Origin of the sequence: Teichococcus coralli, from assembly GCF_009829925.1 — a bacterium.
GTDB classification, from domain to species: Bacteria; Pseudomonadota; Alphaproteobacteria; order Acetobacterales; family Acetobacteraceae; genus Pseudoroseomonas; species Pseudoroseomonas coralli.
Map to the genome: position 1 here is coordinate 100,375 of NZ_SNVJ01000013.1, position 26,007 is coordinate 126,381.

Below are 26,007 nucleotides of genomic sequence, written 5' to 3' on the forward strand. Positions count from 1 at the left end.
GTCGGGAAGTCCGGAAACCTCAGGGTCCTGGCGGGGCGGGTCCGGGAGGGGCGGCGCCCCTCGCGGCGCTCTCAGTGCGCCTCGCCCCAGTTCGCCCCGTGCCCGATCTCGGCCTTCAGCGGCACCCGCAGCGCCGCCACCCCCTCCATGACGGTCCGCACGCATTCGGCGGTGGCCTCGACCTCGCCCTCCGGCACCTCGAACAGCAGTTCGTCATGCACCTGCAGCAGCATCCGCGCCTTCAGGCCGGCCTCCTGCAGCGCGCGCGGCATCCGCACCATGGCGCGCTTGATGATCTCGGCCGCGCCCCCCTGGAAGGGCGCGTTGATCGCCGCGCGCTCGGCGTTGCCGCGCCGTGCCTGCTCCTTGGCCTGGATGCCGTCGATCCACAGCTTCCGCCCGAAGGGCGTCAGCACGTAGCCCTTCTCCCGCGCCTCGGACTTCAGCCGCTCCATCTCCTCCAGGATGCCGGGATACTGGGAGAAGTAGGCGTCGATGATGGAGCGTGCCTCGGCCGGGGGAATCCCCAGCCGCGAGGCCAGCCCGAAGGCCGACATGCCGTAGATGATGCCGAAGTTGATGGTCTTGGCGCGCCGCCGCGCCTCGCGGTCCACCTTGTCCGGCGCCAGGCCGAAGATGTCGGCGGCGGTGCGGCTGTGGATGTCCTCCCCCTTGGCGAAGGCATCGCGCAGCGAGGGCACGTCGGCCAGGTGCGCCAGCAGCCGCAGCTCGATCTGCGAGTAGTCGGCGGCCAGCAGCACATGCCCGGGCTCGGCCACGAAGGCGCGCCGGATGCGCGCCCCCTCCTCGGTGCGGATCGGGATGTTCTGCAGGTTCGGCTCGGTCGAGGAGAGCCGCCCCGTCGAGGTCACCGCCATCGAGAAGTCGGTGTGCACGCGCCGGTCGCGCGGGTCGATCTGCGCCGCCAGCCCCTCGACATAGGTGGACTTCAGCTTGGCGAGCTGCCGCCAGTCCAGCACCCGGCGCGGCAGCGCGTGCCCGCGCGTCGCCAGCTCCTCCAGCACCGCGGCGTCGGTGCCCCAGGCGCCGGCCTTGCCGCGCTTGCCGCCGGGCAGCTTCTGCTCGTCGAACAGGATTTCTCCCAGTTGCTTCGGCGAGCCGATGTTGAAGGCCCGTCCCGCGAGCTCATGGATCTGCTTCTCCAGCTCCACCATGCGCTGCGAGAAATCCTCGCCGATGCGCGCCAGCTCGGCGCCGTCCACCTTGATCCCGGCCAGCTCCATGTCGCGCAGCACGGCGACCATCCGCCGCTCCACCTGCTCGTAGAGCGCCAGCGCGTGGTCCGGCCGCAGGCGCGGCTTCAGCAGTTGCCACAGCCGCAGCGTGACGTCGGCATCCTCGGCGGCATAGGCGGTCGCCTTGTCCAGCGCCACCTGCCCGAAGGGGATGCGGGCGCGCCCGGTGCCCGTCACCGTGTCATAGGTGATGGGCTGGTGGCCGAGATGGAGCGCCGAAAGCTCGTCCATCCCGTGCCCGTGCCGCCCGGCCTCCATGCTGTAGGAGATCAGCATGGTGTCATCCACCGGCGCGACGGCGATGCCGCCGTTCTCCGCCCGGCAGAGCACCTCCAGGTCGTACTTCGCGTTGTGCAGCACCTTCAGGACCGCGGGGTCCTCCAGCAGCGGCTTCAGCGCGGCGACCGCCTCCGCCTGCGACATCTGCACCGGCGCGGCGGGCGCCTCCTGCAGCATGTCGCCGTTCCCCGGCGGCGCGCCGTGCCCGAGCGGGATGTAGCAGGCGCGGCCCGGCGCCACCGCGATCGAGATGCCGACCAGCTTCGCGTGCAGCGCGTCCAGGCTGTCCGTCTCGGTGTCCAGCCCCATCACCCCCGCCTCGCGCGCGGCGGCGATCCAGGGGGCGAGGGCGGCGGCCTCGGTGATCGTCTCGTAGCCGCCGAAGGGCGCCGCATCGGCGGCCGGCGCGGCCTCCGGCTCCGGCGCGGCCGGGGCAAGGGAAGGGGAAGGGGCGTTGTAGCGCGGCCGGCTGACCGGCGCCGTTTCCGGCTGGGCGTCGCCATCCAGCCCCATCCGGTGCAGCAGCGAACGGAAGCCCTGCTCGCGCAGGAAGCCGGCGAGCCGCCCCGGCTCCGGCGGCCTGGCGACCAGCTCGTCCACGGGATGCGGCAGCGGCGCCGCGGCGTCCAGCGTCACCAGCCGCTTGCTGATGCGGGCCAGCTCGGCATGGGCGATCAGCGCCTCGCGCCGCTTCGGCTGCTTGATCTGCGGCGCGGCGGCCAGCAGCCCCTCCAGGTCGCCGTATTCGGTGATCAGCGCGGCGGCGGTCTTGATGCCGATGCCCGGCACGCCCGGCACGTTGTCCGTGCTGTCGCCGGCCAGCGCCTGCACGTCCACCACCTTGTCCGGGCTGACGCCGAACTTCTCCAGCACCTCCGGCTCGCGGATCGGCTTCTGCTTGATCGGATCGAGCAGCTGCACGCCGGGACGAACGAGCTGCATCAGGTCCTTGTCGGAGGAGACGATGGTGACCTGCCCGCCCTTGCCCTCGAAGGCGCGGGCATAGGCGGCGATCAGGTCGTCCGCCTCGAAGCCCTCGCGCTCGACGCAGGCGACGTTGAAGGCGGCGGTCGCCTCGCGGATCAGCCCGAACTGCGGCGCCAGCTCCGGCGGCGCCTCCGGCCGGTGCGCCTTGTACTGGTCGTAGATCGCGTTGCGGAAGGTGACGCGGGAGGCATCGAACACCACCGCGATATGCGAGCTCGCATGCTTGGTCAGGAACTGCGCGAGCATGTTGGTGAAGCCGAACACGGCGTTCACCGGCGTCCCGTCCGGCCGGTTCATCGGCGGCAGGGCGTGGAAGGCGCGGAAGATGTAGCCCGAGCCGTCCACCAGGATCAGGTGCGGCTCGGCTTCCTTCGGCGGTTCCGCCAGGATCTCGGGGGTGACGCTGGCCGCCTCAGTGGTGGCCATCGTCGCCCGCGCCCTCGGCCAGGACGTAGGTGCGCGAGCAATAGGGGCAGGTCACCTGCCGGTCCTCGATGCGCAGGAACACCCGCGGATGGCCCAGCGCCCGCTCGCCGCCGTCGCAGGCCACCACGCGGCTGTGGACCTCGATCAGCTCCTCCGGCGTCACGCCGGCGAGCGCCTTCGGGGTGTATTGCGTCAGGTTCGGGTCGCGCATGGCTGGTTTCCCGTGCTGGGGCAGGACGATGGGAGCGGAACTGGGCGGAACATAGGGGCAGCGGGACCGGCCCGCCAGTCGGGGCCGGGGCATGACGGGAATGGACGGCGCCCATGCCACACAAGCCCGTGCGCCCCGCGCAACCGGCCCTCGCGCACGTCCTTCATCCCCTGTCCGCCACGTTCCGGGAGTTCCCGCCGATGCCCCTCTCGATCCAGGCCGGCCTCTGGGGCCTGCTCGGCGGCCTCGCGCTTGTGCTCGGCGCCGCCATCGCCTGGTTCGCCTCCCTGCCGCAGCGGCTGGTGGCGGGGGTGATGGCGCTCGGCGCCGGCGTGCTGATCTCCGCCGTGGCCTTCGACCTGATGGACGAGGCTTTCAACGAGGGCGGCCTCCTCCCCACCGCCGGCGGCTTCCTGGCCGGCGCCCTCGTCTATACCCTCGCCAACGTCGCGCTCGCCCGCCACGGCGCCCGCCACCGCAAGCGCTCCGGCCACGCCTCCGGAGCGCAGCAGCCGGAAGCCGGCTCCGGCGGCTTGGCCATCGCGGTGGGCGCCCTGCTGGACGGCATCCCCGAATCGGTGGTGATCGGCGTCAGTCTGCTGGGCGGGGCAGGGGTCAGCATCTCCACCGTGGCCGCGGTCTTTCTGTCCAACATGCCGGAAGGCCTTTCCAGCGCCGCCGGCATGCGCCGCGCCGGGCGCCCCGCCTCCTATGTCTTCGGCGTCTGGGGCGGCATCGCGCTGGCTTCTGGGCTCGCCGCGCTGATCGGCAACCTGGCCCTGGCCGACGCGCCGCCCGAAGTCACCGCCGCCACCAACGCCGTGGCCGCCGGCGCCATCCTCGCCATGCTGGCGGACACCATGATCCCCGAGGCCTTCGAGACGGCGCACGACTATGCCGGGCTGATCACCGTGGCGGGCTTCCTGGTGGCCTTCGCCCTGGCGCATCTCGGCGGCGGCTGAGCGCGCCGCCGGCGGTTGACCCGGCCGGACCCCTGGGGAAGGCTGGCGCCATCGCAGCACGACCGCCCGCCGCTCCCTGAGGAGACCTCCCTTGGCCCGCACCCTGATCCGCGCCTCGCATGTCATCGCCTACCAGGAGGGCGGCCACCGCCACCTGCGGGACGGGGTGGTGGTGCTGGAGGACGACCGCATCCTCCATGTCGGCCGCGACTTCGACGGCCCGGTGGACGCCACCCTCGACGCCACCGGCAAGGTCGTCACCCCCGGCTTCATCAACACCCACGCCCACCTCTCCGAGAGCCCGCTCGACAAGAGCTTCGTCGAGGACCGCGGCCCGCGGCAGTTCTACCTTTCCGGCCTGTTCGAGTTCCTCTCGGCGCGGGACGGCGCCATCACCGAGGCGGCGCGCCGCGCCTGCATCGCCTATTCGATGCCCGAGCTGCTGCGCACCGGCACCACCACCATCATGGAGATCGGCTGGCACGGCGACGTGGTGGCCGAGCATGCCGCCCGCTGCGGCCTCCGCGCCTATATCGGCCAGGGCTACCGCTCCGGCCGCTGGTTCACCGCCAACGGCCGCGCGGTGGAATACGAGTGGTCCGAGGATGACGGCTTCGGCGCCATGGACGCCGCCATCCGCTTCATCGAGCAGGTGGACGGGCGCGAGAACGGCCGCATCAAGGGCTTCCTCACGCCGATGCAGGTGGATACCTGCTCCGAGGCGCTGCTGCGCCGCTCCGCCGAGGCCTCCCGCGCCATGGGCGTGCCGCTGGCGCTGCACGTCTCGCAATCCGTGCCCGAGTTCCACGAGATGACGCGGCGCAACGGCTGCACGCCGATTGAGTGGCTAAACGGCATCGGCTTCCTCGGCCCCAACTGCATCCTCGGCCACTGCATCATTCCCGGCGAGAGCAGCTGGGCCAACTACCAGGCCGACGACATCGGCATCCTGGCCGATACCGGCGCCAACGTGGCCCATGCCGTCTGGGTCTTCGCCCGCCGCGGCATCGCCATGGAGAGCTTCGCCCGCTACCAGGCGCGCGGCGTCAACATGACGCTGGCCACCGACACCTGCCCGCAAAGCATGATCGAGGCGATGCGCTGGACCTCGGTGGTCAGCAAGATCGTGGACCGCCGCACCCAGGTCGCCACCGCCGTCGACGTGTTCAACGCCGCCACCCTGAACGGCGCCAGGGCGCTCGGTCGCGACGACCTCGGCCGCATCGCCCCCGGCGCCAAGGCGGACCTGCTGGTCTGGAAGGCGGATTCCATGTTCATGACGCCGCTGCGCGACCCGATCCGCAACCTCGTCTTCTCCGCCACGGCGGAGGACCTCGAAACCTCCATCATCGACGGCCGCGTGGTGATGCGGGACGGCGTGGTGCCGGGCTACGACCCGGTGGAACTCGGCCGCGCCGTGCAGGAGGGCGCCGAGGCCATGTGGAACGGCATGAAGCAGCGCGACTGGGCGGGGCGGAACATCGAACAGCTCTCGCCTTCCAGCTTCCCCCCCTTCCAGGGCTGAACGCCCCGGCGGCGGAACCGGGGGGAGAAGAAATTCTCTCCCCCGACCCCCCACTTCGTTTTTCTGCCAGCTTTGTCGTGCCGGTGAAGCGCGCTCACGCCGCGGCTGAAGCAGCCCTGGCGACCACATCCGGCGCTCCGGGCCTGGACCGCGCTGCCCGCCATCCCGCACAAAACGCAAAGAAAAAAGAAGGGGGCCTGAGGGAATTCCTTCCCCCAGCCTTTCTCCCTTTCAGCGCAGGGCGCTGCCCATCTTGTCGAGCATCGCCGAGGCGGCGTTCACGCAGGCCTGCATCGACTCGCGCTCGGAGCAGTGGATGGCGATGGAATCGTTGCCGCGGCGCAGCATGAAGGCCGCGCCGGGCGGTGGCGGCGGATGGTGCGGGCCCATCATCCCGCCGCCCGGGCCGCGCCCGCCATCCGGGTGGCCATGGCCGCCGGGCCCGCGCATCGGGGGGCCCGGAGGCGCCTCGTTGCCGGCGGCGGGCGGGCCGCCATTGCCGGGGCCGGGGGGCGGGGCGGGCTGCGCGGCGGCCAGGCCGGCCAGCCCCAGGAAGGCGGCACCCATGACCGGGATCAGCAGTTTGCGCATCAGGGTCTCCCTTGGCTCTCGGGAGGGCCGGCGGGGGCCGCCCTCCTGCGGGGAGGCTAACGCGCCGGCGCGTGACGGTGTCGCACGCTTCGCAACGGAGTGTGGCGCCTACTTCTCGACGAAGGCCTTCTCGATGACATAGTGGCCCGGCCGGTTGTTCGAGCCTTCCTCGAAGCCGCGCGCCTCCAGCAGCGCCTTCATCGAGGCCAGCATCTCCGGGCTGCCGCAGAGCATCACCCGGTCCTGCTCCGGCGAGATCGGTGGCAGCCCGAGATCGGCGCAAAGCCTGCCGCTCTCGATCAGGTCGGTCACGCGGCCCTGGTTGCGGAAGGGCTCGCGCGTCACGGTCGGGTAATAGACCAGCTTGTCCCGCACCAGTTCGCCCAGCAGCTCGTGCCGCGGCAGCTCCTGGCTCAGCCAGTCGTGGTAGGCCAGCTCCTTCACCTCGCGCACGCCGTGCAGCAGCACCACGCGCTCGAAGCGGTCATAGACCTCCGGCTCCTTCACCAGCGACATGAAGGGCGCGAGCCCCGTGCCGGTGCCGAACATCCACAGCGTGCGCCCGGGCAGCAGGTTGTCCGGCAGCAGCGTGCCGACCGACTTGCGGCCGATCAGCACCTGGTCCCCCGGCCGGATGTGCTGCAGCCGGCTGGTCAGCGGCCCGTCCGGCACCTTGATGGAGAGGAACTCCAGGTAGGGGTCGTAGGGCGCCGAGACCATGGAATAGGCGCGCAGCAGCGGCTTGCCGTCCACCTTCAGCCCGATCATCGCGAACTGCCCGGCCTGGAAGCGGAAGGCGTCGTCGCGCGTGCAGCGGAAGGTGAACAGCCGGTCCGTCCAGTGGTGGACGTATTCGACCGTCTCGGTGAAGAAGGCGGCGTTGGGGGCGGGTGCGTTCATCGGCGGAAAGATTTGTCTCGCCCGCGCGCGGAACAAGCGGCTCCGCGCCGGGAAATGGGGGCGTGGGGGGGAGAACGGCGCGGCTTGCGCCACGGCGCCTTTGCGGTCCAGCCTCGCCTATCATGACAACCGCCCCCGACGCCACACCCCAGGTTCCGCCGGTCGCCCCTCCCGTGGGGCCCGAGGTCGATCCCACCCCCCGCCCGCTGCCCGCGCGCGTCCCGCACCGCGGCACGACCGTCACGCTGGAGCCGCTCGGCCTCCGCCATGCGGAGGAGCTGTGGGAGGCCACCCGCGGCGCCGAGGACAGCTGGGCCTATTTGGGCTACGGCCCCTTCCCGGACCTCCCCGCCTTCCGCCGCTTCATCGCCGGCTTCGCCACCACGCACGACCCGATGGCCTGGGCGGTGCGGCCGCATGTCTCCGGCCGCGCCTCCGGCTGGCTGACGCTGATGGAGATCCAGCCCGCCAACGCCGCCATCGAGCTGGGCAACATCTGGTTCGGCCCCCGCATGCAGCGCACCCGCGCCGCCACCGAGGCCATGTTCCTGCTGATGCGCCACGCCATGGACGACCTCGGCTACCGCCGCCTGGTCTGGAAGTGCAACGCCCTGAACGCCCCCTCGCAGCGGGCGGCGGCACGGCTGGGCTTCGTGCCGGAGGGCCTGCACCGGGCGCATCTCGTGGTGAAGGGGCGGCGGCGCGACACCGCCTGGTTCTCCATCCTGGAGGACGAATGGCCCGCCCGGCGCGACGCCATCGCCGCCTGGCTGGCGGATGGGAATTTCGACCACAAGGGTGTGGCGCGGCAGCCGCTCCGCGCCGGAGAAGGGGCGCCGCGGCCCAAAGGCTGACCTGCGGACGCTGCGGCGCGGGAACTTCGGCCCGCCTGCGCCGTTGCACTGCCGACGTTACGGTGGCGCGCCAGAACGGCGCCCGCCACCCTTCAGCGACGGGGACCCTGTCATGTCGTTCTTCAGCCGGTCAAAGACCGCCCGCGGCGCACCACGCGCAACTTCCAGAGAACCGGCCGAGCAGCGCGCCGAGGAAAGCCCGGAGGACCGCCGCGCGCTTGGGCGGGAGGCCCGCGAGCCCTCGCAGATCCCGCGGCGCGGCTGGTGGAGCATCCTGAAGCGCAGCGCCATCGAGGCCAACAACGACCGGGTGATGACCGAGGCCGCCGGCATCACCTTCTACGCGCTGCTGTCGCTGTTCCCGGCGCTGACGGCGATGGTCTCGATCTACGGCCTCTTCGCCGACCCGCAGACGGTGCAGCAGCATGTCAGCATGCTGGCCGGCTTCGTGCCCGGCGGTGGCATGGACATCATCAACGAGCAGCTCCAGCGCGTGACCACGAGCCAGACCGGCGCGCTCGGCTTCGGCGCCATCGCCGGCCTGCTGGTGGCGCTCTGGAGCTCCAACCAGGGCACCAAGGCGATGTTCGACGCCCTGAACGTCGTCTACGAGGAGAAGGAGAAGCGCAGCTTCATCCTCCTCACGGTGACCACGCTGGCCTTCACCCTGGGCGCGCTGGTCTTCACCCTGCTGTCCATCGCCGCCATCGTGGTGGTGCCGGTGGTGCTGAACTTCGTCGGCCTGGGCAGCGCCGCCGAATGGCTGCTGCGGATCGCGCGCTGGCCGCTGCTGCTGCTGGGCATCACGGTGCTGCTGGCGGCGCTCTACCGCTTCGGGCCCAGCCGCGAGAAGGCGCGCTGGCGCTGGGTGACCTGGGGCAGCGGCTTCGCCGCCATCCTCTGGGCGCTGCTGTCCTTCGGCTTCTCCTTCTACGTCAGCAACTTCGGCAACTACGACGCCACCTACGGCTCGCTGGGCGCCGTGATCGGCTTCATGACCTGGATGTGGCTTTCCGGCATCGTGGTGCTGCTTGGGGCCGAGCTGAACGCCGAGATGGAGCACCAGACCGCGAGCGACACCACCACCGGCCCGGAACAGCGCATGGGCCAGCGCGGCGCCCGGATGGCGGACACCGTGGCCAAGAGCTGATCCCGCCCGGCCGCTGTGCTGCTGCGCCGCTGTGCTGCTGCGCCGCTGCGATGCCGTGATGCGGCCGTCGCGCCTGGCGGCCCCGCCCAGGCCGAGGGCCGGGGGGCCGAGTTCCGGGGGGCCGCGGGCGCGGGACCGGCGCGCCGGCCACGCCGCGCCGCCCCCTCCACGCCGCCCCCTCCACGCCATGGCCGTGTCGCCGCCCGGCGCTCCGCGCGGCCGGCGACAATCCGGTCCCGCCGCACGTGCCGGAGCTGCCGCGCGCCCGCCGCGCGGGCGGCGGCAACTTTCGCGGGGGGCGGGGGGTTCCCGCGCAGCGGAGCCATGGCGGTGCGGCGGAAACGTCCCGGCGCTTGCCGTCCCCCGCCGCCCCGCCTACCCCTGGGGCGAGAGACGACTGCCCCCTGCGGAGAGCCCCTGGATGCCGCTACGCGAAGCGACCCCTGACGACCTGCCGGCCATGACCGCGATCTACGCCCATCATGTCCTGACCGGCACCGGCACCTTCGAGGAGGTTCCCCCCGGCCAGGAGGAGATCGCCGCCCGCATGGCCCGCATCCGCCAGGCCAACTGCGCCTGGCTGGTGGCCGAGGAGCGGGACGAGGTGCTGGGCTACGGCTATTTCAGCCCGCTGCGGGAGCGCTCCGCCTATCGCTTCTCGGTGGAGGACTCGATCTACGTCCGGCACGACGTGCACGGCCAGGGCCTCGGCAAGAGCCTGGTGGCAGGCCTGCTGGAGCGCGCCGAGCAGGCGGGCTTCCGGCAGATGTTCGCCGTGATCGGCGATTCCGAGAATGTCGGCTCGATCGGCCTGCATCTTTCCCTGGGCTTCCGCCAGGTCGGCCTGTTGCGCAGCGCGGGGCTGAAATTCGGCCGCTGGCTGGATGTGGTGTACATGCAGCGCAGCCTGGGGGTGGGCGACAAGATGCCGCCGTAACAGGAACTTAGGGCCGTATTCTCCCGCTTCGGCTGCGCGGCGGCGGAAACGTTTCGCGCTGCCCGGCATTGCAGTGTGCAGTGCGAAAAGGGAGAGGCCCGTGCTCCACCAATTCGACGCCGCCGCCCGGCGCGTCGTCGCCTCGCTGGACTGGGCGCCGTCCTGGCTGATCAGCCTGCTGATCCTGGCGGCTGCGCTGCTGCTTGCCGTCGGCGTCAACCGGGTGATCTACCGGGTGCTGAACCGGATGGCGCAGAAGCACGCCCTGTTCTGGCGCTCCCTGGTGCAGCGCACGGAAGGGCTGAGCCGGCTCGCCCTGATCGTGCTGTTCCTCAGCGTCGCCGCCACCATCGCGCCGCTGAGCGTGGCGCAGGCGGGCGCGCTGCGCCACGTGCTGGCGATCTGCTTCATCTGCCTGGTCGGCTGGGTGGCGATGATCACGCTGCACATCTGGACCACAGTCTATCTGCGGCGCTTCAAGCTGGATTCCGAGGACAACCTGCTGGCGCGCAAGCATGCCACGCAGTCGCGCATCCTGAAGCGGGTGGCGGGCACGCTGATCGTGCTCATCACCGCGTCCGCGGCGCTGATGACCTTCGACAGCGTGCGGCAATACGGCGTTTCGCTGCTGGCTTCCGCCGGCGCCGCCGGCCTGGTCGTCGGCCTCGCGCTGCAGCCCTTGCTGAAGAACCTGATCGCCGGCATCCAGCTCGCCGTCACCCAGCCGATCCGCCTGGAGGATGCCGTCATCGTTGAGGGCGAGTGGGGCAATGTGGAGGAGATCACCTCCACCTATGTCGTGGTGCGGCTGTGGGACTGGCGCCGCATGGTGCTGCCGCTCAGCTACTTCATCGAGCATCCCTTCCAGAACTGGACGCGCGAGAGCTCCTCGCTGATCGGCACGGTGATGTTCTACCTGGACTACACCGCGCCGGTGGAGGCGATGCGGCGCAAGCTGGAGGAGGTCGCCCGCGCCTCCAGGCTCTGGGACCGCCGCGTGGTAAACATGCAGGTCACCGATTTCCGCCCAAACGTCATGGAGGTGCGCATGCTGGTTTCCGCCAGCAACGCCGGCCGCGCCTTCGACCTGCGCTGCGAGGTGCGGGAGAAGATGATCGCCTGGCTGCAGGCGGAACACCCCGGCGCGCTGCCGCGCCAGCGCGCCGAGATCGACCGCCTGCCGAAGGGCGCGGCCTGGGCCGGCGAGCGTGCCGTGGCCGCCGGGAACTGAACAAGGCTGGAGCGATGAATTTCCCCCCCATCGAGCCCACGCGTTCGATCCCTTCATTCTCCTTCGGGGTTTCCCGCGCCGGCGGCCGGCGCCAAGGCTGACAAAACGAAGATGGCGGTCCGGGGGAATTCCTTTCCCCGGCTTCTTTCCGCCCCGGGCGCGGCTCAGGCCACCATCCCGCCCATGATCTCCCGCCGCAGCTTGCGCCGGATGGCATCGGCGAAGTCGGCGTAATCGGCGCAGTGCATGGCGAAGGCGCCGGGGCCGCCGATCACCTCGGCCTCGTAGTGCCCGAGCAGGTCCGGCTCCTCGTTCAGCACCGCCAGGCCGTTGATGGTCACGCCCGCGGCCACGCCGATGTCGCGCACCGGCCCGGGCGGGCGCCCCTGGTTGTGCGCCCCGTCGCCGGAAACGTCGAGCACCAGCCGGCTCGCCTCGCCGGCGAAGCGTCCCAGCAGCGCCAGCCCGGCCGCCATGCCCGGCCCAAGGGCGGTGGCGCCGGGCGCCGGCAGCCGGGGCGCGTTCTCGATGGCATCGGCCAGGGCGCCGGCCTCGGCCACGCCGCCAACTCGCATCCAGGGCACGGCGACATCCTGCGCGCCCGACCAGAACAGCACCGCGACCCCCACCGCGCCCCGCGGCCCGGCGGCACAGGCACCGGCGATGTCCGGCGCCCGGAAGGCGCCTGCCAGCCCGCCGATCATCAGCCCGAACTCGTCGTAATCGACGCTGGCCGAGACATCCACGGCGAGGCAAAGCGCGAGGTCAACCGGCTGCATGGATGTTCTCTCCTGAAGGCTAGAACGAAAAAAGGCATAAAAAGGGCGAATTTCGGGCGAAATTTCGAACCTTCCGGCGGGCGGCGTGTTCAGTCCCCACGGCCTCGCGCCGGGTCCGCGCCCTCCCGGCGTGGCCGCTCAACAAAGCACGGGAGAAGACACCATGCGTCCCACCAGCCTGATTTCCCGCACCGCCTTCGCAGCCTTCTGCCTGGCGCCCTGGATGGCGGCCGCCCAGACGGCCCCCGGCGCTTCCCAGCCGAACGCGGCGGCGACGCGGCCGTCCGGCGGCGCCGCGCAACAGCAGGCGCGCGCCGGCCAGCAGGACGTGGCGCAGCAGTGCCTGAAGGACCTGCAGGCCTTCCGCGACCAGGTGGGCCAGGATGGCTACTGGCTCAGCGGCTATCGCCGCGGCTATGGCTGGGGCTGGACCGGCGGCCTCGCCGCGGCGCCTTCCGCCACCACGCCGGGCGGTGCCGTCGCCGGCGCCACGCCGGGCAGCACCGCCGCCGCCCCCTGGGGCAACGTCAACTGGCGGATGGCGCCGGCGCGGGCGCTCAACGCCCTGCAGAACGCCGCCGTCGTCATGGCGCAGCGCGGCAACGAGCAGGGCTGCCAAGTGGTGCTCAACGAGCTTCGCGGCAGCTACGACCAGTACGCGAAGGACATGCGCGACGCGGGCGTCAAGCCCGGCGAGGTCAACTCCTATCGCACGCAGCAGCTGGCCGCGGCCAGGCCGGTGGCCCAGATGCAGGGCGGCTTCCGCGCCGACAACATCACCGACACGGATCTCCGCAACCCGCAGGATCAGTACCTCGGCAACATCAGGGACGTGATCGTCAACCCCTCCAGCGGCCAGATCAGCTACGTCGTCGTCGAGCGCGGCGGCTTCCTGGGCCTTGGCGAGGACTATGTGGCGGTGCCGTGGAAGCAGCTCAGCGCCACCCCGCAGATGGACGCCTTCGTGCTCAAGGCCAAGCCCGAGACGCTGGAGCAGGCGCCGAAGGTGGACCCGGAGAGCTTCGCCTCCGCAAGCGGCTACTCCACCCAGACGCAGCAGATCGACAAGTTCTGGCAGCAGCACGGCCAGGGCGGCTGAACCGAAGCCGGGCGGAGGGGGCGTCGTGCCCCCTCCGCCCTCCACAGCGGGAACTGACCCACCATGTTCTTTGACTCCTGGGCCGGGCTGGCGCGGGTCCTGGTTGTTGGCACCCTGGCCTATGTGGCGCTGGTGGTGTTGCTGCGCGTTTCCGGCAAGCGCACCCTGGCCAAGCTCAACGCCTTCGACTTCATTGTCACCGTGGCGCTCGGCTCCACCCTGGCCACGGTGCTGCTGAGCAAGTCCGTCGCCCTCGTGGAAGGCATCCTTGCCTTCGCCCTGCTCGCGGGGCTGCAATTCCTGGTGGCCTGGCTTTCCGTGCGCTCGGAGCGGTTCGATGCGCTGGTCAAGTCGGAGCCGGTGCTGCTGCTGCACCAGGGCCGCTTCCTGGACGGTGCGCTGCGGGCGCAGCGCGTCACGCGGGATGAGGTGCTCTCCGCCCTGCGCGGCCAGGGCTTCGCCCGGCCCGACCAGGTCAGCGCGGTGGTGCTGGAGACCGACGGCACGCTGAGCGTGCTGGGCGCGCAGCGCCTGGAGGGCGACGCCCGCCCGCCCGGCGTCAGGCGGTCCCCGGCCTGAGCGCCGCGCCGGCGCAATCTTCCGCGCCACCCATTGATCCGGATTGCCGCGTCCTCATCTGCGAGGGCTGCGTCCTGCCGCTTCGCGGGCAAGGCGCGCCGTGCCGGACGGCTTTTCCTTTGCATGGGCGGAGGCAGGCTGCTCTTCTTTCGCGCGCAGGCGGCGGGTCCGGTGGTGTGAAGCCCGCATGGCCGGCGGCGGCGCCAGGCGACGAGGCAGGATGATGGATGGAACCGCCGGTGCGCCCGCGCCGCGAACCGGAATGGAGAGGCTTCGGCAGCCCGCGGCGCCGCAGGCTGTGCCGCCGCCTGGTCCGGGGGGGCATGGCGCCTCCGAGGGGGCGCCGATCACCCGCATCATCGCCGAGGTGGCCGCCACCTTCCCGGGCGAGCGGATCAGCCTGGGCGAGATGGCCGGGGCCTTCGGCGACCGCGGCTTCGGCCTGCTGATCCTGCTGCTCTGCCTGCCCAGCCTGCTGCCGGGCATGGCCAGCGTCTTCGGCCTGCCCATGCTGCTCCTCGGGCTGCAGATGGGCCTGGGCTGGCGGCAGCCGCAGCTTCCGGGCTTCCTGGCCCGCAAGACGGTGCGCCGCACCGACCTGCTGCGCCTGGCCTCCGCCTCCTCGCGCGGCCTGCGCTTCGTCGAGCGCTTCGTCCGCCCCCGCCCGGGCTGGTGCGCCGGCCCGCTGGGCGACCGGATGGTCGGCTGGCTGACGGTCTACGCGGCGCTGATGCTGATCCTGCCCGGCCCCGGCACCAACGGGCCGCCAGCCTTCGGCACCATCATCATGGCGCTTGGCGTGGTGGAGCAGGACAGCCGCGTCACCGCCGCCGGCCTTGTTGTCACCCTGGCCGGCTGCCTTTTCGCCAGCGGCGTGCTGCTGGCGCTGTGCTGGATGGGGCTGCGGGCGCTCGGCTGGCTGTTCTGAGGCCGGCTTCGCCCCAGGAGCGCATCCCGGGCCGCACCCTGGCGCCGCACCTCCGGGGGCCTCACCCGGCCGCCATCCGCCGCTCCAGCAGGTCGAGCAGCGCGCGGGCGGCCGGCCCTGGCGCGGCGCCGCGCCGCAGCACCACCCCCGTCGCCCGCTCCACCCGCGGCCCGCCGATGGGGCGCGCCACCAGCACCGGGTGCGGCGCCCGCGGCAGCGCCAGCCGCGGCACCACCGCCGGCCCCAGCCCCGCCTCGGCGAGCCCGAGGCTGGTCGAGAGGTGCTCCGCCTCGTAGTGCCAGTTCGGCTGGATGCCCTGCGGCAGCAGCGCGCGGTCCAGGATCAGCCGGTTGCCCGAGCGGCGCGAGACCCCCACCAGCTTCTCCCCCGCCAGGTCCGCCCATTGCAGGCTGCGCCGCCGCGCCAGCGGGTGGTCGCGCCGGCAGGCCAGCACGAAGGGGTCGCGCCGCAGCGGGCGGAACTCCACCTCGGGCTGGCCGGCGCCCTCCATGCCGATGCCGAACTCCACCCCGCCGCTGGCCACCGCGTCCACCACCCCGTCGGCCGAGAGGTCCATCACCCGCACGCGCACGGCGGGGAAGCGGCGGGCGAAGTCGGCCAGGGTCGCCGGCAGGAAGTAGTAGGCGGCGGTGGGGATGCAGGCGATGGTGACCAGCCCGCGCCGCCGCGCCGCCGTCTCGCGGATGCCGAGCAGGCTTTCCTCCAGCTCGTCGAGCAGCCGCCGCGCGCGCGGCAGGAACTCGCGCCCGGTCGGCGTCAGCGCCACGCGCCGCGTCGAGCGCGCCAGCAGCGCCACGCCCAGCTCCTCCTCCAGCGCCGAGAGCCGGCGCGACACCGCCGGCAGCGAGAGGTGCAGCGTTTCCGTCGCGCGCGTCAGGCTTTCCGCCTCGGCCACGGCGACAAAGGTGCGGAGCTGGTCGAGATCAATCGCCATGGCGCGGCCATCCTTGCGTGTCACGCAAGAATTCTGCCGATCTTTGCACTTCAGCAAGAGCCGTTTCGGGCGCAGAGCTTCTTCCGCAAGATCAAAGCCCGGAAACGTCGATGCAGATCCGCCTCCCCTGCGTGCTGATGCGCGGCGGCACCAGCCGCGGCCCCTTCTTCCTCGCCAGCCACCTGCCGGCCGACCCGGCGCGGCGCGACGCCATGCTGCTGGCCGCCCTCGGCTCGCCGCACCCGCTGCAGATCGACGGCATCGGCGGCGGCAACAGCCTCACCAGCAAGGTCGCCATCGTCGGTCCCGCCAACGAGCCGGCGGCCGATGTCGAATACCTCTTCGCCCAGGTCGCCACCGACCGCGGCGTGGTGGACACCCGCCCGAACTGCGGCAACATGCTCGCCGGCGTCGGCCCCTTCGCCATCGAGGCCGGGCTGGTCGCGCCGCGCCACCCCGAGACGCTGGTGCGCATCCGCAACCGCAACACCGGCGCGCTGATCGAGGCGGTGGTGCAGACGCCGGACGGCCAGGTCACCTATGACGGCGCCGCCGCCATCGCCGGCGTGCCCGGCACCGCCGCCCCGGTCGAGCTGCGCTTCCGCGACGTCGCCGGCAGCCGCACCGGCACGCTCTTCCCCACCGGCCTGCGCCAGGAGATCCTCGACGGCACCGCCGCCACGCTGATCGACGGCGCCATGCCGATGCTGCTGCTCGACGCCGCCGCGCTCGGCACCGACGCCACCCTGCCGCCGGAGGCGATCGAGGCCGACACCGCGCTGCTCCGCCGCATCGAGGCGCTGCGCCGCGAGGCCGGCCGCCGCATGGGCCTCGGCGACGTGTCCGACAGCGTCGTCCCCAAGCCCGCCCTGCTCGGCCCCGGCCGCGACGGCGCCACCCTCGCCGCCCGCTACCTGACGCCGCACGCGGTGCACCGCGCCATGGCGGTGACCGGCGGCATCACCCTGGCCATCGCCGCGCGGCTGCCAGGCACGCTCGCCCACCGCCTCGCCGCGCCGGGGGAGGGGCCGGGGGAGGGGCCGGGGGAGGAAGCCGTCCGCATCGCCCACCCCGCCGGGCTGCTGGAGATCGGCCTTTCGCTGGACGGCGAGGCGGTGCGCTGGGCCAGCGTGCTGCGCACCGCGCGCCGCATCTTCGAGGGCCACCTGCTGCTGCCCGCCACCGCCCTGCCGGCGACGCGCCCCGTCGCCGCCGCCGCCTGAACCCGCCCGCTCATAAAGTCCCGGAGGAAACCGAAGCCATGACCTCGCGCCGCAGCCTGCTGCAACTGCTCGCCCTTTCCCCACTGGCCGCCGCCCTGCCCGGCGCCGCCCGCGCCGGGGAGGCCTGGCCCGACCGGCCGATCCGCCTCCTGGTCGCCTATGCCCCGGGCGGCGGCACCGACAACGTGGCCCGCGTGGTCGCCGCCCGCCTGCAGGGCGCGCTGGGCCAGCCCGTGGTGGTGGAGAACCGCCCCGGCGCCGGCGGCAACCTGGCGACCGACGCCGTCGCCGCCGCCAGGCCCGACGGCTACACCCTGCTGGTGGGCAACCAGGGGCCGATGACGGTCAACCAGTCGCTCTTCCCCAACATGAAGGTGGATCCGCTGAAGGCGCTGGAGCCGATCGCCCTGCTGGCCGACGCCCCGCTGGTCGCCGTGGTCGGCCCCGGCAGCAAGGCCCGCACCCTGCGCGAACTGCTCGACGAGGCGCGCGCCGCCAACGGCGACTTCAACTACGCCTCCGCCTCCAACGGCTCGGCCAGCCACCTGGCGGCGGCGCTGATGTTCCAGATGGCCGGCATCGAGGCGCAGCACCTGCCCTTCCGCGGCGCCGGCCCGGCGCTGAACGACGTGGTCGCCGGGCATGTCCCCTTCATGATCACCACGCTGCCCTCCGTGCTCGGGCTGATCCAGGGCGAGCTGGTGCGGCCCCTGGCGGTGACCGGCGAGGCCCGCATCGCCGCCCTCCCGGACGTCCCCACGGTCGCCGAGGCCGCCCTGCCGGCCTATCGCAGCTCCGCCTGGTACGGCGTGCTGGCGCCGAAGGGCACGCCGGCGGAAATCCGCACCCGCCTGGAGCGCGCCATCGCCGACTGCCTGACCGACCCCGCCGTCGTGAAGCGCCTGCATGAGGAAGGCGCCGAGCCCTCCCGCCTCGGCGGCACCCGCTTCGGCGGCTTCATGGCGGAGGAGCGCACGCGCTGGGCCAAGCTGGTGCGCGAGGCCGGCATTTCCGTAGAGTGAGGGCCAGGAGGGGCGCCGCCCCTCCCGGACCCACCCCGCCAAAGGCCCGGGGCCTTTGGAAACCCATTCTTTCGAATCGCGGGTGCGGGGGACCGTGTCCCCTGCCCGGGGGGATGAAGGGAGAGTTTGAGGGGGCAGCGCCCCCTCAGGCCCGCCCTCAGGCCGCGTCGCGCTGCCGGATGCCCAGCTCCTCCAGCGCCCCGCGCAGGGCGCCGAGCGCGAAGCGCATCTCGTCCGGCCCGACATGGCCGATGCAGCCGATCCGCATGGTCGGCGCCGCGGTGTTGTGGAAGTTGCTGATCAGCACGCCGCGCCGCTTCAGCGCGTCCACGAAGCCCTGCAGCGTGAAGTCCGGATGCTCGGGCTGGTGGAACAGCACGATCACCGGCCCCTGGTTCTCCCAGTCGAGATACGGCCGCAGCCCCAGCGCCCTGCCGCCCTCATAGAGGATGCGGCAGTTCTCGCGGTAGCGCGCGAGCCGCGCCGGCTGCCCGCCCTCGGCGATGAAGATGTCGAGCGCCACCCCGAAGGCGTGTAGCGCCTGCACCGCCGGCGTGAAGCGGAAGCTCCCCCAGCCCGCGCGCTGCGCGGTGGAGTACACGTCCGCCAGGTCGAAGGACCAGGAGCCCGCATTCCCCGCCGCGGCCTCCACCCGCTCCGCCGGGCAGATGGCGAAGCCGATGCCCGGCAGCCCCTCGATGCACTTGTTGGAGGTGAACAGCACCGCGTCCACCTCCGGCTGCGCCTGCAGGCTGAAGGGCAGCGCGCCGAAGGCCGAGACGGCATCGACGATCATCCGCCGCCCCGCCGCGCGCACCACGGCGCCGAGCGCCGGCACGTCGTTGACGATGCCGCTGCCCGTCTCGGAATACACCACGCCGAGATGCGAGATCGCCGGGTCCGCCGCCAGCGCCGCCGCCACCGCCTCGGGCGTCACGCCGCGGCTGTCCGGCGCCGGCAGCTCCACCACCGTCCGCCCCGCCTCGCGCGCCAGCCGCGCCATGCGCTCGGCATAGGTGCCGTTCATCGGGATCAGCAGCTTGCCGCCGCCCGCCGCCGCGGCGGGGATAAAGGTGCGGATGGCCGCCTCGGTGATGAAATGGCCCGCGCCCTGCAAGGGCAGGCAGACATGCCGCCCGGCGATCCCGCCCGCCACGTCGCGCAGCGTCTCGCGGATGGCGATGTATTCGGGCGCGAAGTCGTTGTCCCAGGGGGCGATGTCCACCGCCATCGCAGCCCGCACTTCGGGACGGGTCTGCACGGGACCGGGAATGAGCAACAACATGGAAAGACGTTCCTGCGGAAAGCTTCGGAATGGCCATCCGGAAGCCGGCGGGCCCGACCCGCGCCTCTGCACAAACAGCCACCTCCAGGCTGCCTGTTCAACACGCGAAAGGGAAGGGGGCTCATCCCCTGGGGAGGGCGCCGCCCTCCCCAGACCCCTCCCGCCGGGGTGACCGTGTTACCCCGGACCCCGCCATTCGTTTTTGGCGCTGGAGCCGCCGGGGCGGTGGCAACGGAGAAAGCCCTGGCGGGAGGGCAGGGATGGGGGGTTCGCAAGCCCCGCGCCGGTTCTCGGCCGGGCCCCGGGCGATGGCCGGAGCCACGATCCGCTCCTCGATCGTCACCTTCCCTCGGACGAGCCTCCGCGAAACCCGGGATGGTGCAGTCCATGAAATGGGTCGGTTTCCGCTTCGGGCGGGCGAACGACGGACAACATGGGCCCGCAAGCGATCTCACGGCCAGACAGGTGCGCCATCCAGCCCCGCGGTTTCCGGCAGGCCGCAGATCAGGTTCGCATTCTGCACCGCCTGGCCGGCCGCTCCCTTGCCGAGGTTGTCGACCACGCCCATCGCGATCACCAGGTCGCGCTCCGGATCGGCCGCATAGCTGACGAAGGCGAGGTTCGAGCCGGTCGCCCACTTCGTCTGCGGCGGCTTGTCGGTCACGCGGACGAAGGCCCGCCCGGCGTAGAAGCGCCGGGCCGCGTCCAGGCACTGCTCCGTGGTGGCGCGGCCGCGGCAGTACACGGTGGCGAGAATGCCGCGGGTCATCGGCACCAAATGCGGCGTGAACACCAGCCCGGCCGCGCTGCCGCCGCTCAGCCGCTCGATCGTCCTGGCCATCTCGGGCATGTGGACGTGCTTGAGCAGGCCGTAGGGGACCAGGTTCTCGTTGCTCTCGGCATAGCCGAACCTGCTGTCGGCGCCGCCCCGGCCGGCACCGGAGATGCCGGTCTTGGCGTCGATCACGATGTTGCCCGGCTCGATCAGCCCCTGGGCCAGCAGCGGCGCCAGCGCGGTCAGCGTCGCCGCGGGGAAGCAGCCGGGGTTGGCGACGCGGGGCTGGCCCTGGATCTGATCCGGCCAGACGTCGGCCAGGCCGTAGGCCCAGCCCTCGGCGTCGCGGTGGTCGCCGCCGATATCGACGATCTTCACCTCCCTGGGGATGCGGGCCAGCGCCCCGGCCGAGGCGCCCGTGGGCAGCGACGCGAACAGCACGTCGAGCTTCGGCAGGGTCGCGGGGTCCCATTTCTCGATCACCAGGCCGGCCAGCCTGGCCGGCACGCCGGGAAAGCGGTCCCCCAACCGGCTGCCGGCGCTGCCCTCGCCGGCCGCGTAGACGAGCTCGAAGGACGGGTGGCCCGCGACCAGGCGCATCGCCTCGCCGCCGCCAAAACCGCTGATTCCGACAATGCCGACGCGAATGCTCATGGTGGTGTCCTGCTGCTGGAGTGAGGGCAAAGAAAAACCCCCGGAGCCAGGGGCTGCGGGGGTTCGGAGGGCGCGGGCTGATGCCGCCTCGTGGGTGGGCCGCTAGGGAGCGGGCCTCACCGGGGAGGGGCCTGTCTGCACGCAGCCACGAAAGCCGCCGCTGGGAAGGAGCGACGGCGTCGGTTCGCGGTGCGGAGGCGAAGGCAACCCATGGGGCAGACGTTAGTGGCCTGCCCGAACATCCGTCAACGAGGGTTTGTCGCTGTGCTCCTGCCGCACGAGGGCCACGGATGGCGGGGTCTGGGGGGACACTGTCCCCCCAGCGGGGGTTTCAGGGGGCGGCGCCCCCCTGGAAGAGCTAACCAGCCCGGAACCGCGCCTGCGTGACGCTGTCCCCCTCCAGCGAGGCCGCGAGCGCCTGCCGCCCCGCCTCGCTCCGCGTGATGGCGATCACCTCGTTGAACCAGGGCGCATCCCCACGGGTCCGCGCCAGGAAGAGCCGGTCCAGCGCGATGGCCACCGGGTTGCGCGGCTGGCAGCAGGCGCAGCCGATCGGGTGCGCCCCAACCGGTGGCGCGGCGAAGCGCTCGACCCGCGCGGCACCAGCGGGAAGCGGCGCGCCATCCTCCGCCAGCACCACCGCGCCGGGCGGGCATTCGGCGGCATCGAGGGCGTGGACGGGGGTTCGGGCGTCGAGGGACCAGCTCATCCACTAGACATAAAGAAGTCTTTATGTCATTGGCAAGCCCATGGAGCCCCTGCTGGCGCAACTGCGCGCCGCCGCCGAACCGACCCGCCTGCGCCTGCTGGCTCTCTGCGCCCGCGGCGCCTTCTGCGTGTCCGAGCTGTGCGCCATCCTCGGCCAGAGCCAGCCGCGCCTGTCGCGCCACCTGAGGCTGCTGGTGGAGGCCGGGCTTCTGGAGCGGCTGCCCGAGGGCGCCAACGTCTATTTCCAGCTCCCCCCGATGGCCGACCTCGCCCGCCAGATCCTGGCCCGCCTGCCGGAGGAGGACCCCACCATCGCCGCCGACCGCCGCGCCGCCGCCCGCATCGCCGCCGAGCGGGCGCGCGCGGCGTCCGAGGCCTTCCGCCGCGACGGCGCCGACTGGGACGAGATGCGCGCCCTCGGCCTGCCCGCCGGCGCCATCGAGATGGCCCTGCTGGCGCTGCTGCCGGAGCGGCTCGGCCGGGTGGCCGATATCGGCACCGGCACCGGCCGCCTTTTGGAGGTGATGGCCCCGCGCGCCGAATCCGTGCTCGGCCTGGATGCCAGCCGCGAGATGCTGGCGCTGGCCCGCGCGCGCCTCGGCGAGCGCGGCATCGGCAACGCCTCCGTGCGGCTGGCCGACATGTACCGCCTGCCGCTGCCCGATGCCGGCTTCGACGCCGTCACGCTGCAGATGGTGCTGCACTACGCCGAGGACCCCACCGCCGCCCTGGCCGAGGCCGCCCGCCTGCTGCGCCCGGACGGCCTGCTGGTGGTGATCGACCTCGCCCCGCATGCCCGGCAGGAACTGCTGGCGCGCAGCGCCCATCGCTGGCCCGGCTTCGACGACGCGGCGCTCGCGGGCTGGTTCGGCGCCGCCGGCTGCGCGCCGCTGCCCGCCGTCGAGATCGCCGGCCCGCTGCCGGTCCGCCTCTGGCCCGCCCGCCGCCTGGCCGTGCCGGTCGCCGCCCTGCCTGAAACCACGCTGAACTTCTGAAGGAAGGCCCTCCCCATGGCCCGTCCCGCCCTGCTCGATGCCCTGGCCGACCGTGTGCTGCTCTGCGATGGCGGCATGGGCAGCCGCGTCCAGGCCCTGACCCTCGACGTCGAGAAGGACTACTGGGGCAAGGAGAACTGCACCGAGGTGCTGAACCTCGCCCGGCCCGACCTCGTGCGCGAGATCCATCGCGGCTACTACGAGGCCGGCGCGGACATGGTGCTGACCAACAGCTTCGGCGGCTCGCCCATCACGCTGGAGGAGTTCGAGCTCGGCAGCCGCGCCTTCGAGATCAACAGGCTTTCCGTCGAGCTGGCGCGCGAGGCGGCGGAAAGCTTCGCGGACGGCCGCGACCGCTGGGTGATCGGCGACATCGGCCCCGGCACCAAGCTGCCGAGCCTCGGCCATATCGACTACGACACGCTGGAAGCCGCGCTCACCGAACAGTGCCGCGGCCTGATCGCCGGCGGCGCCGACGCGCTGCTGACGGAGACCAACCAGGACACGCTGTTCATCAAGGCCGCCGTGAACGCCGCCAAGGCGGCCCTGCGCGAGGCCGGGAAGGATGTGCCCATCTTCGTGCAGGTCACGGTGGAGACCACCGGCACGCTGCTGGTCGGCGCCGACATCGCCGCCGCCGCGACCGTGGTGCGGGCGCTCGACGTGCCGCTGATCGGCCTGAACTGCGCCACCGGCCCGCAGGAGATGGCCGAGCACGTCCGCTACCTCGCGCGGAACTGGCCCGGCCTGATCTCCTGCCAGCCCAATGCCGGCCTGCCCGAGCTGGTGGACGGCCGCACGCACTACCCGCTCGCCCCGCAGGACATGGCGCTCTGGATGGAGCGCTTCGTTTCCGAGGACGGCGTGAACCTGATCGGCGGCTGCTGCGGCACCTCCACGCCGCACATCCAGGCGCTGGACGCCATGCTGCGCCGGGTGGATGGCGGCCGCTTCCGCCCCGCGCCGGTCGAGCGCCGCGTGCACTGGGTGCCGCAGGTGGCCAGCCTCTACGGCGCCACCACGCTGCGCCAGGAGAACAGCTACTTCTCCATCGGCGAGCGCTGCAACGCCAACGGCTCCAAGGCCTGGCGCGAGCGGCAGGCCGCGCATGACTGGGATGGCTGCGTCGCCATGGGCCGCGAGCAGGTGGGCGAGGGCTCCAACTCGCTCGACATCTGCACCGCCTTCGTCGGCCGCGACGAGCTGGCCGAGATGAGCGAGGTGGTCCGCCGCTTCACCGGCTCCGTCAACGCGCCGCTGGTGATCGACAGCACGGAAACCCCGGTGATCGAGGCCGCCCTGAAGCTGCATGGCGGCAAGCCCATCATCAACTCGATCAACTTCGAGGACGGCGAGGGCCATGCGACCGACCGCCTGAGGCTGGCGAAGAAGTTCGGCGCCGCCGTCATCGCGCTGACCATCGACGAAGTGGGCATGGCCAAGACCGCGGAGGACAAGCTCCGCATCGCCGAGCGGCTGGTGGATTTCGCCTGCAACAAGCACGGCCTGCCGCAGAGCGACCTGCTGATCGACCCGCTGACCTTCACCATCGCCACCGGCAACGAGGACGACCGCAAGCTCGGCCTCTGGACGCTGGAGGGCATCCGCATGATCCGGGAGAAGTTCCCGGACATCCAGATCATCCTCGGCCTGTCCAACATCTCCTTCGGCCTGAACCCGGCCGCGCGCCACGTGCTGAACAGCGTCTTCCTCGACCACGCGGTGAAGGCCGGCATGACCGGCGCCATCGTGCACGTCTCCAAGATCAAGCCGCTGCACGCCATCCCGCCGGAGGAGGTGCGCGTCGCCGAGGACCTGATCTTCGACCGCCGCAGCGAGGGCTACGACCCCCTCCAGAAGCTGCTGGAGATCTTCGCCGGCCGCAAGGCGGCGGACGCGGCGGCGAAGCAGAAGGCCGAGACCGTCGAGGGCCGCCTGAAGGACCGCATCGTGGACGGCGACCGCAAGGGCCTCGACGCCGAGCTGCAGGACGCGCTGGACAAGGGCATCCGCCCGCTCGACATCATCAACGGCATCCTGCTCGACGGCATGAAGGTGGTGGGCGAGCTGTTCGGCGCCGGCAAGATGCAGCTCCCCTTCGTGCTGCAGTCGGCCGAGACCATGAAGGCCGCCGTCGCCTTCCTGGAGCCGCACATGGAGAAGATCGAGGGCCAGGAGAAGGGCACCATCGTGCTCGCCACGGTGAAGGGCGACGTGCACGACATCGGCAAGAACCTGGTGGACATCATCCTCACCAACAACGGCTACCGGGTGGTCAATCTCGGCATCAAGGTGCCGCTGAACGACATGGTCGCCGCCGTGCGCGAGCACCGCGCCAACGCCATCGGCATGTCCGGCCTCCTCGTCAAATCAACCGTCGTGATGAAGGACAATCTCGAAGAGATGTCGCGCCAGGGCGTCGAGGTGCCGGTGCTGCTCGGCGGCGCCGCGCTGACGCGCAACTTCGTCGAGGACGACTGCGTCCGCGCCTATGCCTCCGGCCGCGTCGCCTATGCGCGCGACGCCTTCGACGGCCTGCACCTGATGGACAAGGTGATGGGCAACGACTTCGACGGCTACCTCGCCACCGTCCAGCAGAAGCGCGAGGGCAAGTCGCGCAACGCCGCGCGCACCTTGGGCACCGCCGACCCGCGCGGCTTCGCCCCCGTCGATGTCAACTACGCCCGGGAGCGCCGCCACCGCCTGACGCGGGACGAGCCGGTGCCCACCCCGCCCTTCTGGGGCGCCCGCGTCATGGAGGCCGACCCCAGGGCGATCGTGCCCTTCGTCAACGAGCGCAGCCTCTACCAGTTCCAGTGGGGCTTCCGGAAGCAGGGCCGCAGCCTGGAGGACTTCATCGGCTGGGCCAAGCAGGAGCTGCGCCCGGTGCTGAAGCGCATGCTGGCGCTGGCCGAGCAGGAGCGCATCCTCAGGCCGCAGGCGATCTACGGCTATTGGAAATGCGCCGGCCAGGGCAACGACGTCATCCTGTTCGAGGAGGACGGCGTCACCGAGGCCGCTCGCTTCACCCTGCCGCGCCAGCCCCGGCAGGATGGCGAGTGCATCGCCGACTTCCTGCGCGACATCGAGGACGGGCCGGGCAAGCGCGACGTCATCGGCCTGCAGGTCGTCACCGTCGGCCAGAAGGCCAGCGACGTGGCGCGCGAATGGTTCGAGGGCAACCGCTACCAGGACTACCTCTACCTGCACGGCCTTTCGGTGGAGATGGCCGAGGCGATGGCGGAATACGTCCACAAGCGCATCCGCGCCGAATGGGGCTTCGCCGCCGAGGACGAGCGCGACATGGAGAAGATGCTCGCCCAGGGCTATCGCGGCGGCCGCTACTCCTTCGGCTATCCGGCCTGCCCGCGGCTGGAGGACCAGGCGCCCTTGCTGAAGCTGCTGCAGGCCGAGCGCATCGGCGTCTCGATCAGCGACGAGTGGCAGCTCCACCCGGAGCAGTCCACCAGCGCCATCGTGCTGCACCACCCGGGCGCCAAGTACTTTTCCGTCTGACCCGCCCCGCCAGCGGAACCGGGGGAGAATGGATTCTCCCCCGGAGCCTCCTCTGCCTTTTCCGTCAGTGGCCTGTGCCTGGCGATGCGCGCTTGCGCCGGCGCGGCCTCGCCCTTGGCACAAGCCGGAACTGACAGGAGAAGGAGGGGGTCCGGGGGAGCTCACTCTCCGGCCCTGCTT

General features: G+C 72.0%; 22 protein-coding genes. 13 read left to right on the forward strand and 9 right to left on the reverse strand.

Annotation, left to right across the window (positions count from 1 at the left end):
• Positions 1-71 precede the first annotated feature (71 nt).
• Both polA and E0493_RS15190 read right to left on the reverse strand, forming a co-directional pair.
• A complete protein-coding gene (gene polA / locus E0493_RS15185; RefSeq protein WP_160938066.1) occupies positions 72-2,948 on the reverse strand; it encodes a DNA polymerase I in 2,877 nt (958 codons plus the stop codon).
• On the reverse strand, positions 2,935-3,159 hold the full coding sequence (locus E0493_RS15190) for a zinc-finger domain-containing protein (RefSeq protein WP_160938068.1): 225 nt from the start codon (positions 3,157-3,159) through the stop codon (positions 2,935-2,937). The genes polA and E0493_RS15190 overlap by 14 nt, the downstream gene beginning before the upstream one ends.
• Positions 3,160-3,359: 200 nt before the next feature.
• Between E0493_RS15190 and E0493_RS15195 the strand changes: the two genes are divergently transcribed.
• Both E0493_RS15195 and E0493_RS15200 read left to right on the forward strand, forming a co-directional pair.
• The gene (locus E0493_RS15195) at positions 3,360-4,121 is read left to right on the forward strand and encodes a ZIP family metal transporter (RefSeq protein ID WP_160938070.1); all 762 of its coding nucleotides are present in this window, start codon (positions 3,360-3,362) and stop codon (positions 4,119-4,121) included.
• A gap of 91 nt (positions 4,122-4,212) precedes the next feature.
• Positions 4,213-5,646 (forward strand): chlorohydrolase family protein, encoded by a 1,434-nt coding sequence (locus E0493_RS15200; protein WP_160938072.1) that lies wholly within the window; start codon positions 4,213-4,215, stop codon positions 5,644-5,646.
• Positions 5,647-5,877: 231 nt separating this feature from the next.
• Here the strand turns inward: E0493_RS15200 and E0493_RS15205 are convergent, their stop codons facing one another.
• Positions 5,878-6,237 carry a hypothetical protein gene (locus E0493_RS15205; RefSeq protein WP_160938074.1) on the reverse strand — a complete coding sequence of 120 codons (360 nt, stop codon included), beginning with the start codon at positions 6,235-6,237 and terminating at the stop codon, positions 5,878-5,880.
• 108 nt (positions 6,238-6,345) lie between these two features.
• Complete coding sequence (locus E0493_RS15210) at positions 6,346-7,137, reverse strand: ferredoxin--NADP reductase (protein WP_160938076.1); 792 nt, start codon at positions 7,135-7,137, stop codon at positions 6,346-6,348.
• 122 nt (positions 7,138-7,259) lie between these two features.
• Between E0493_RS15210 and E0493_RS15215 the strand changes: the two genes are divergently transcribed.
• The 4 genes from E0493_RS15215 (at position 7,260) to E0493_RS15230 (ending at position 11,309) form a co-directional block, all read left to right on the forward strand.
• Positions 7,260-7,991: a GNAT family N-acetyltransferase gene (locus tag E0493_RS15215; RefSeq protein ID WP_160938078.1), complete on the forward strand. Its 732-nt coding sequence runs from the start codon at positions 7,260-7,262 to the stop codon at positions 7,989-7,991.
• A 112-nt stretch (positions 7,992-8,103) separates the two neighbouring features.
• Positions 8,104-9,141: a YihY/virulence factor BrkB family protein gene (locus E0493_RS15220; RefSeq protein ID WP_160938080.1), complete on the forward strand. Its 1,038-nt coding sequence runs from the start codon at positions 8,104-8,106 to the stop codon at positions 9,139-9,141.
• A gap of 421 nt (positions 9,142-9,562) precedes the next feature.
• The gene (locus E0493_RS15225) at positions 9,563-10,078 is read left to right on the forward strand and encodes a GNAT family N-acetyltransferase (RefSeq protein WP_160938082.1); all 516 of its coding nucleotides are present in this window, start codon (positions 9,563-9,565) and stop codon (positions 10,076-10,078) included.
• A gap of 100 nt (positions 10,079-10,178) precedes the next feature.
• The gene (locus E0493_RS15230; protein ID WP_367614522.1) at positions 10,179-11,309 is read left to right on the forward strand and encodes a mechanosensitive ion channel family protein; all 1,131 of its coding nucleotides are present in this window, start codon (positions 10,179-10,181) and stop codon (positions 11,307-11,309) included.
• Between the two features lie 164 nt (positions 11,310-11,473).
• Here the strand turns inward: E0493_RS15230 and E0493_RS15235 are convergent, their stop codons facing one another.
• The gene (locus E0493_RS15235) at positions 11,474-12,088 is read right to left on the reverse strand and encodes a DUF1194 domain-containing protein (protein WP_160938086.1); all 615 of its coding nucleotides are present in this window, start codon (positions 12,086-12,088) and stop codon (positions 11,474-11,476) included.
• Between the two features lie 163 nt (positions 12,089-12,251).
• On the opposite strand from E0493_RS15235, the gene E0493_RS15240 reads away from it, so the two are divergent.
• The 3 genes from E0493_RS15240 to E0493_RS15250 all read left to right on the forward strand — a co-directional run bounded on the left by E0493_RS15240 (position 12,252) and on the right by E0493_RS15250 (position 14,694).
• Positions 12,252-13,187 carry a PRC-barrel domain-containing protein gene (locus E0493_RS15240; RefSeq protein WP_160938088.1) on the forward strand — a complete coding sequence of 312 codons (936 nt, stop codon included), beginning with the start codon at positions 12,252-12,254 and terminating at the stop codon, positions 13,185-13,187.
• Positions 13,188-13,250: 63 nt separating this feature from the next.
• Entirely contained in the window at positions 13,251-13,766 is a 516-nt protein-coding gene (locus E0493_RS15245; RefSeq protein WP_160938090.1) for a DUF421 domain-containing protein, read from the forward strand.
• A 298-nt stretch (positions 13,767-14,064) separates the two neighbouring features.
• Positions 14,065-14,694 (forward strand): exopolysaccharide biosynthesis protein, encoded by a 630-nt coding sequence (locus E0493_RS15250; protein WP_367614523.1) that lies wholly within the window; start codon positions 14,065-14,067, stop codon positions 14,692-14,694.
• A 61-nt stretch (positions 14,695-14,755) separates the two neighbouring features.
• On the opposite strand, the gene E0493_RS15255 is transcribed toward E0493_RS15250, so the two are convergent.
• Positions 14,756-15,673 carry a LysR family transcriptional regulator gene (locus E0493_RS15255; RefSeq protein WP_367614524.1) on the reverse strand — a complete coding sequence of 306 codons (918 nt, stop codon included), beginning with the start codon at positions 15,671-15,673 and terminating at the stop codon, positions 14,756-14,758.
• 86 nt (positions 15,674-15,759) lie between these two features.
• Between E0493_RS15255 and E0493_RS15260 the strand changes: the two genes are divergently transcribed.
• Together E0493_RS15260 and E0493_RS15265 are read left to right on the forward strand one after the other, a co-directional pair.
• Positions 15,760-16,872 (forward strand): 4-oxalomesaconate tautomerase, encoded by a 1,113-nt coding sequence (locus tag E0493_RS15260; protein WP_160938092.1) that lies wholly within the window; start codon positions 15,760-15,762, stop codon positions 16,870-16,872.
• Positions 16,873-16,910: 38 nt separating this feature from the next.
• Complete coding sequence (locus E0493_RS15265) at positions 16,911-17,894, forward strand: Bug family tripartite tricarboxylate transporter substrate binding protein (protein ID WP_160938094.1); 984 nt, start codon at positions 16,911-16,913, stop codon at positions 17,892-17,894.
• A 157-nt stretch (positions 17,895-18,051) separates the two neighbouring features.
• Here the strand turns inward: E0493_RS15265 and E0493_RS15270 are convergent, their stop codons facing one another.
• From E0493_RS15270 to E0493_RS15280, 3 genes are all read right to left on the reverse strand, one after another.
• On the reverse strand, positions 18,052-19,179 hold the full coding sequence (locus tag E0493_RS15270; RefSeq protein ID WP_160938096.1) for a 2-aminoethylphosphonate--pyruvate transaminase: 1,128 nt from the start codon (positions 19,177-19,179) through the stop codon (positions 18,052-18,054).
• A gap of 451 nt (positions 19,180-19,630) precedes the next feature.
• Positions 19,631-20,608, reverse strand: a complete 978-nt coding sequence (gene argC / locus E0493_RS15275) for an N-acetyl-gamma-glutamyl-phosphate reductase (protein WP_160938098.1) — start codon at positions 20,606-20,608, stop codon at positions 19,631-19,633.
• A 358-nt stretch (positions 20,609-20,966) separates the two neighbouring features.
• The gene (locus tag E0493_RS15280) at positions 20,967-21,317 is read right to left on the reverse strand and encodes a hypothetical protein (RefSeq protein WP_160938100.1); all 351 of its coding nucleotides are present in this window, start codon (positions 21,315-21,317) and stop codon (positions 20,967-20,969) included.
• A 40-nt stretch (positions 21,318-21,357) separates the two neighbouring features.
• On the opposite strand from E0493_RS15280, the gene E0493_RS15285 reads away from it, so the two are divergent.
• A complete protein-coding gene (locus tag E0493_RS15285; protein ID WP_160938102.1) occupies positions 21,358-22,311 on the forward strand; it encodes an ArsR/SmtB family transcription factor in 954 nt (317 codons plus the stop codon).
• Between the two features lie 15 nt (positions 22,312-22,326).
• Positions 22,327-25,827, forward strand: coding sequence for a methionine synthase (gene metH / locus E0493_RS15290; protein ID WP_160938104.1), 3,501 nt, complete (start codon positions 22,327-22,329; stop codon positions 25,825-25,827).
• The last annotated feature ends 180 nt before the right edge of the window (positions 25,828-26,007 follow it).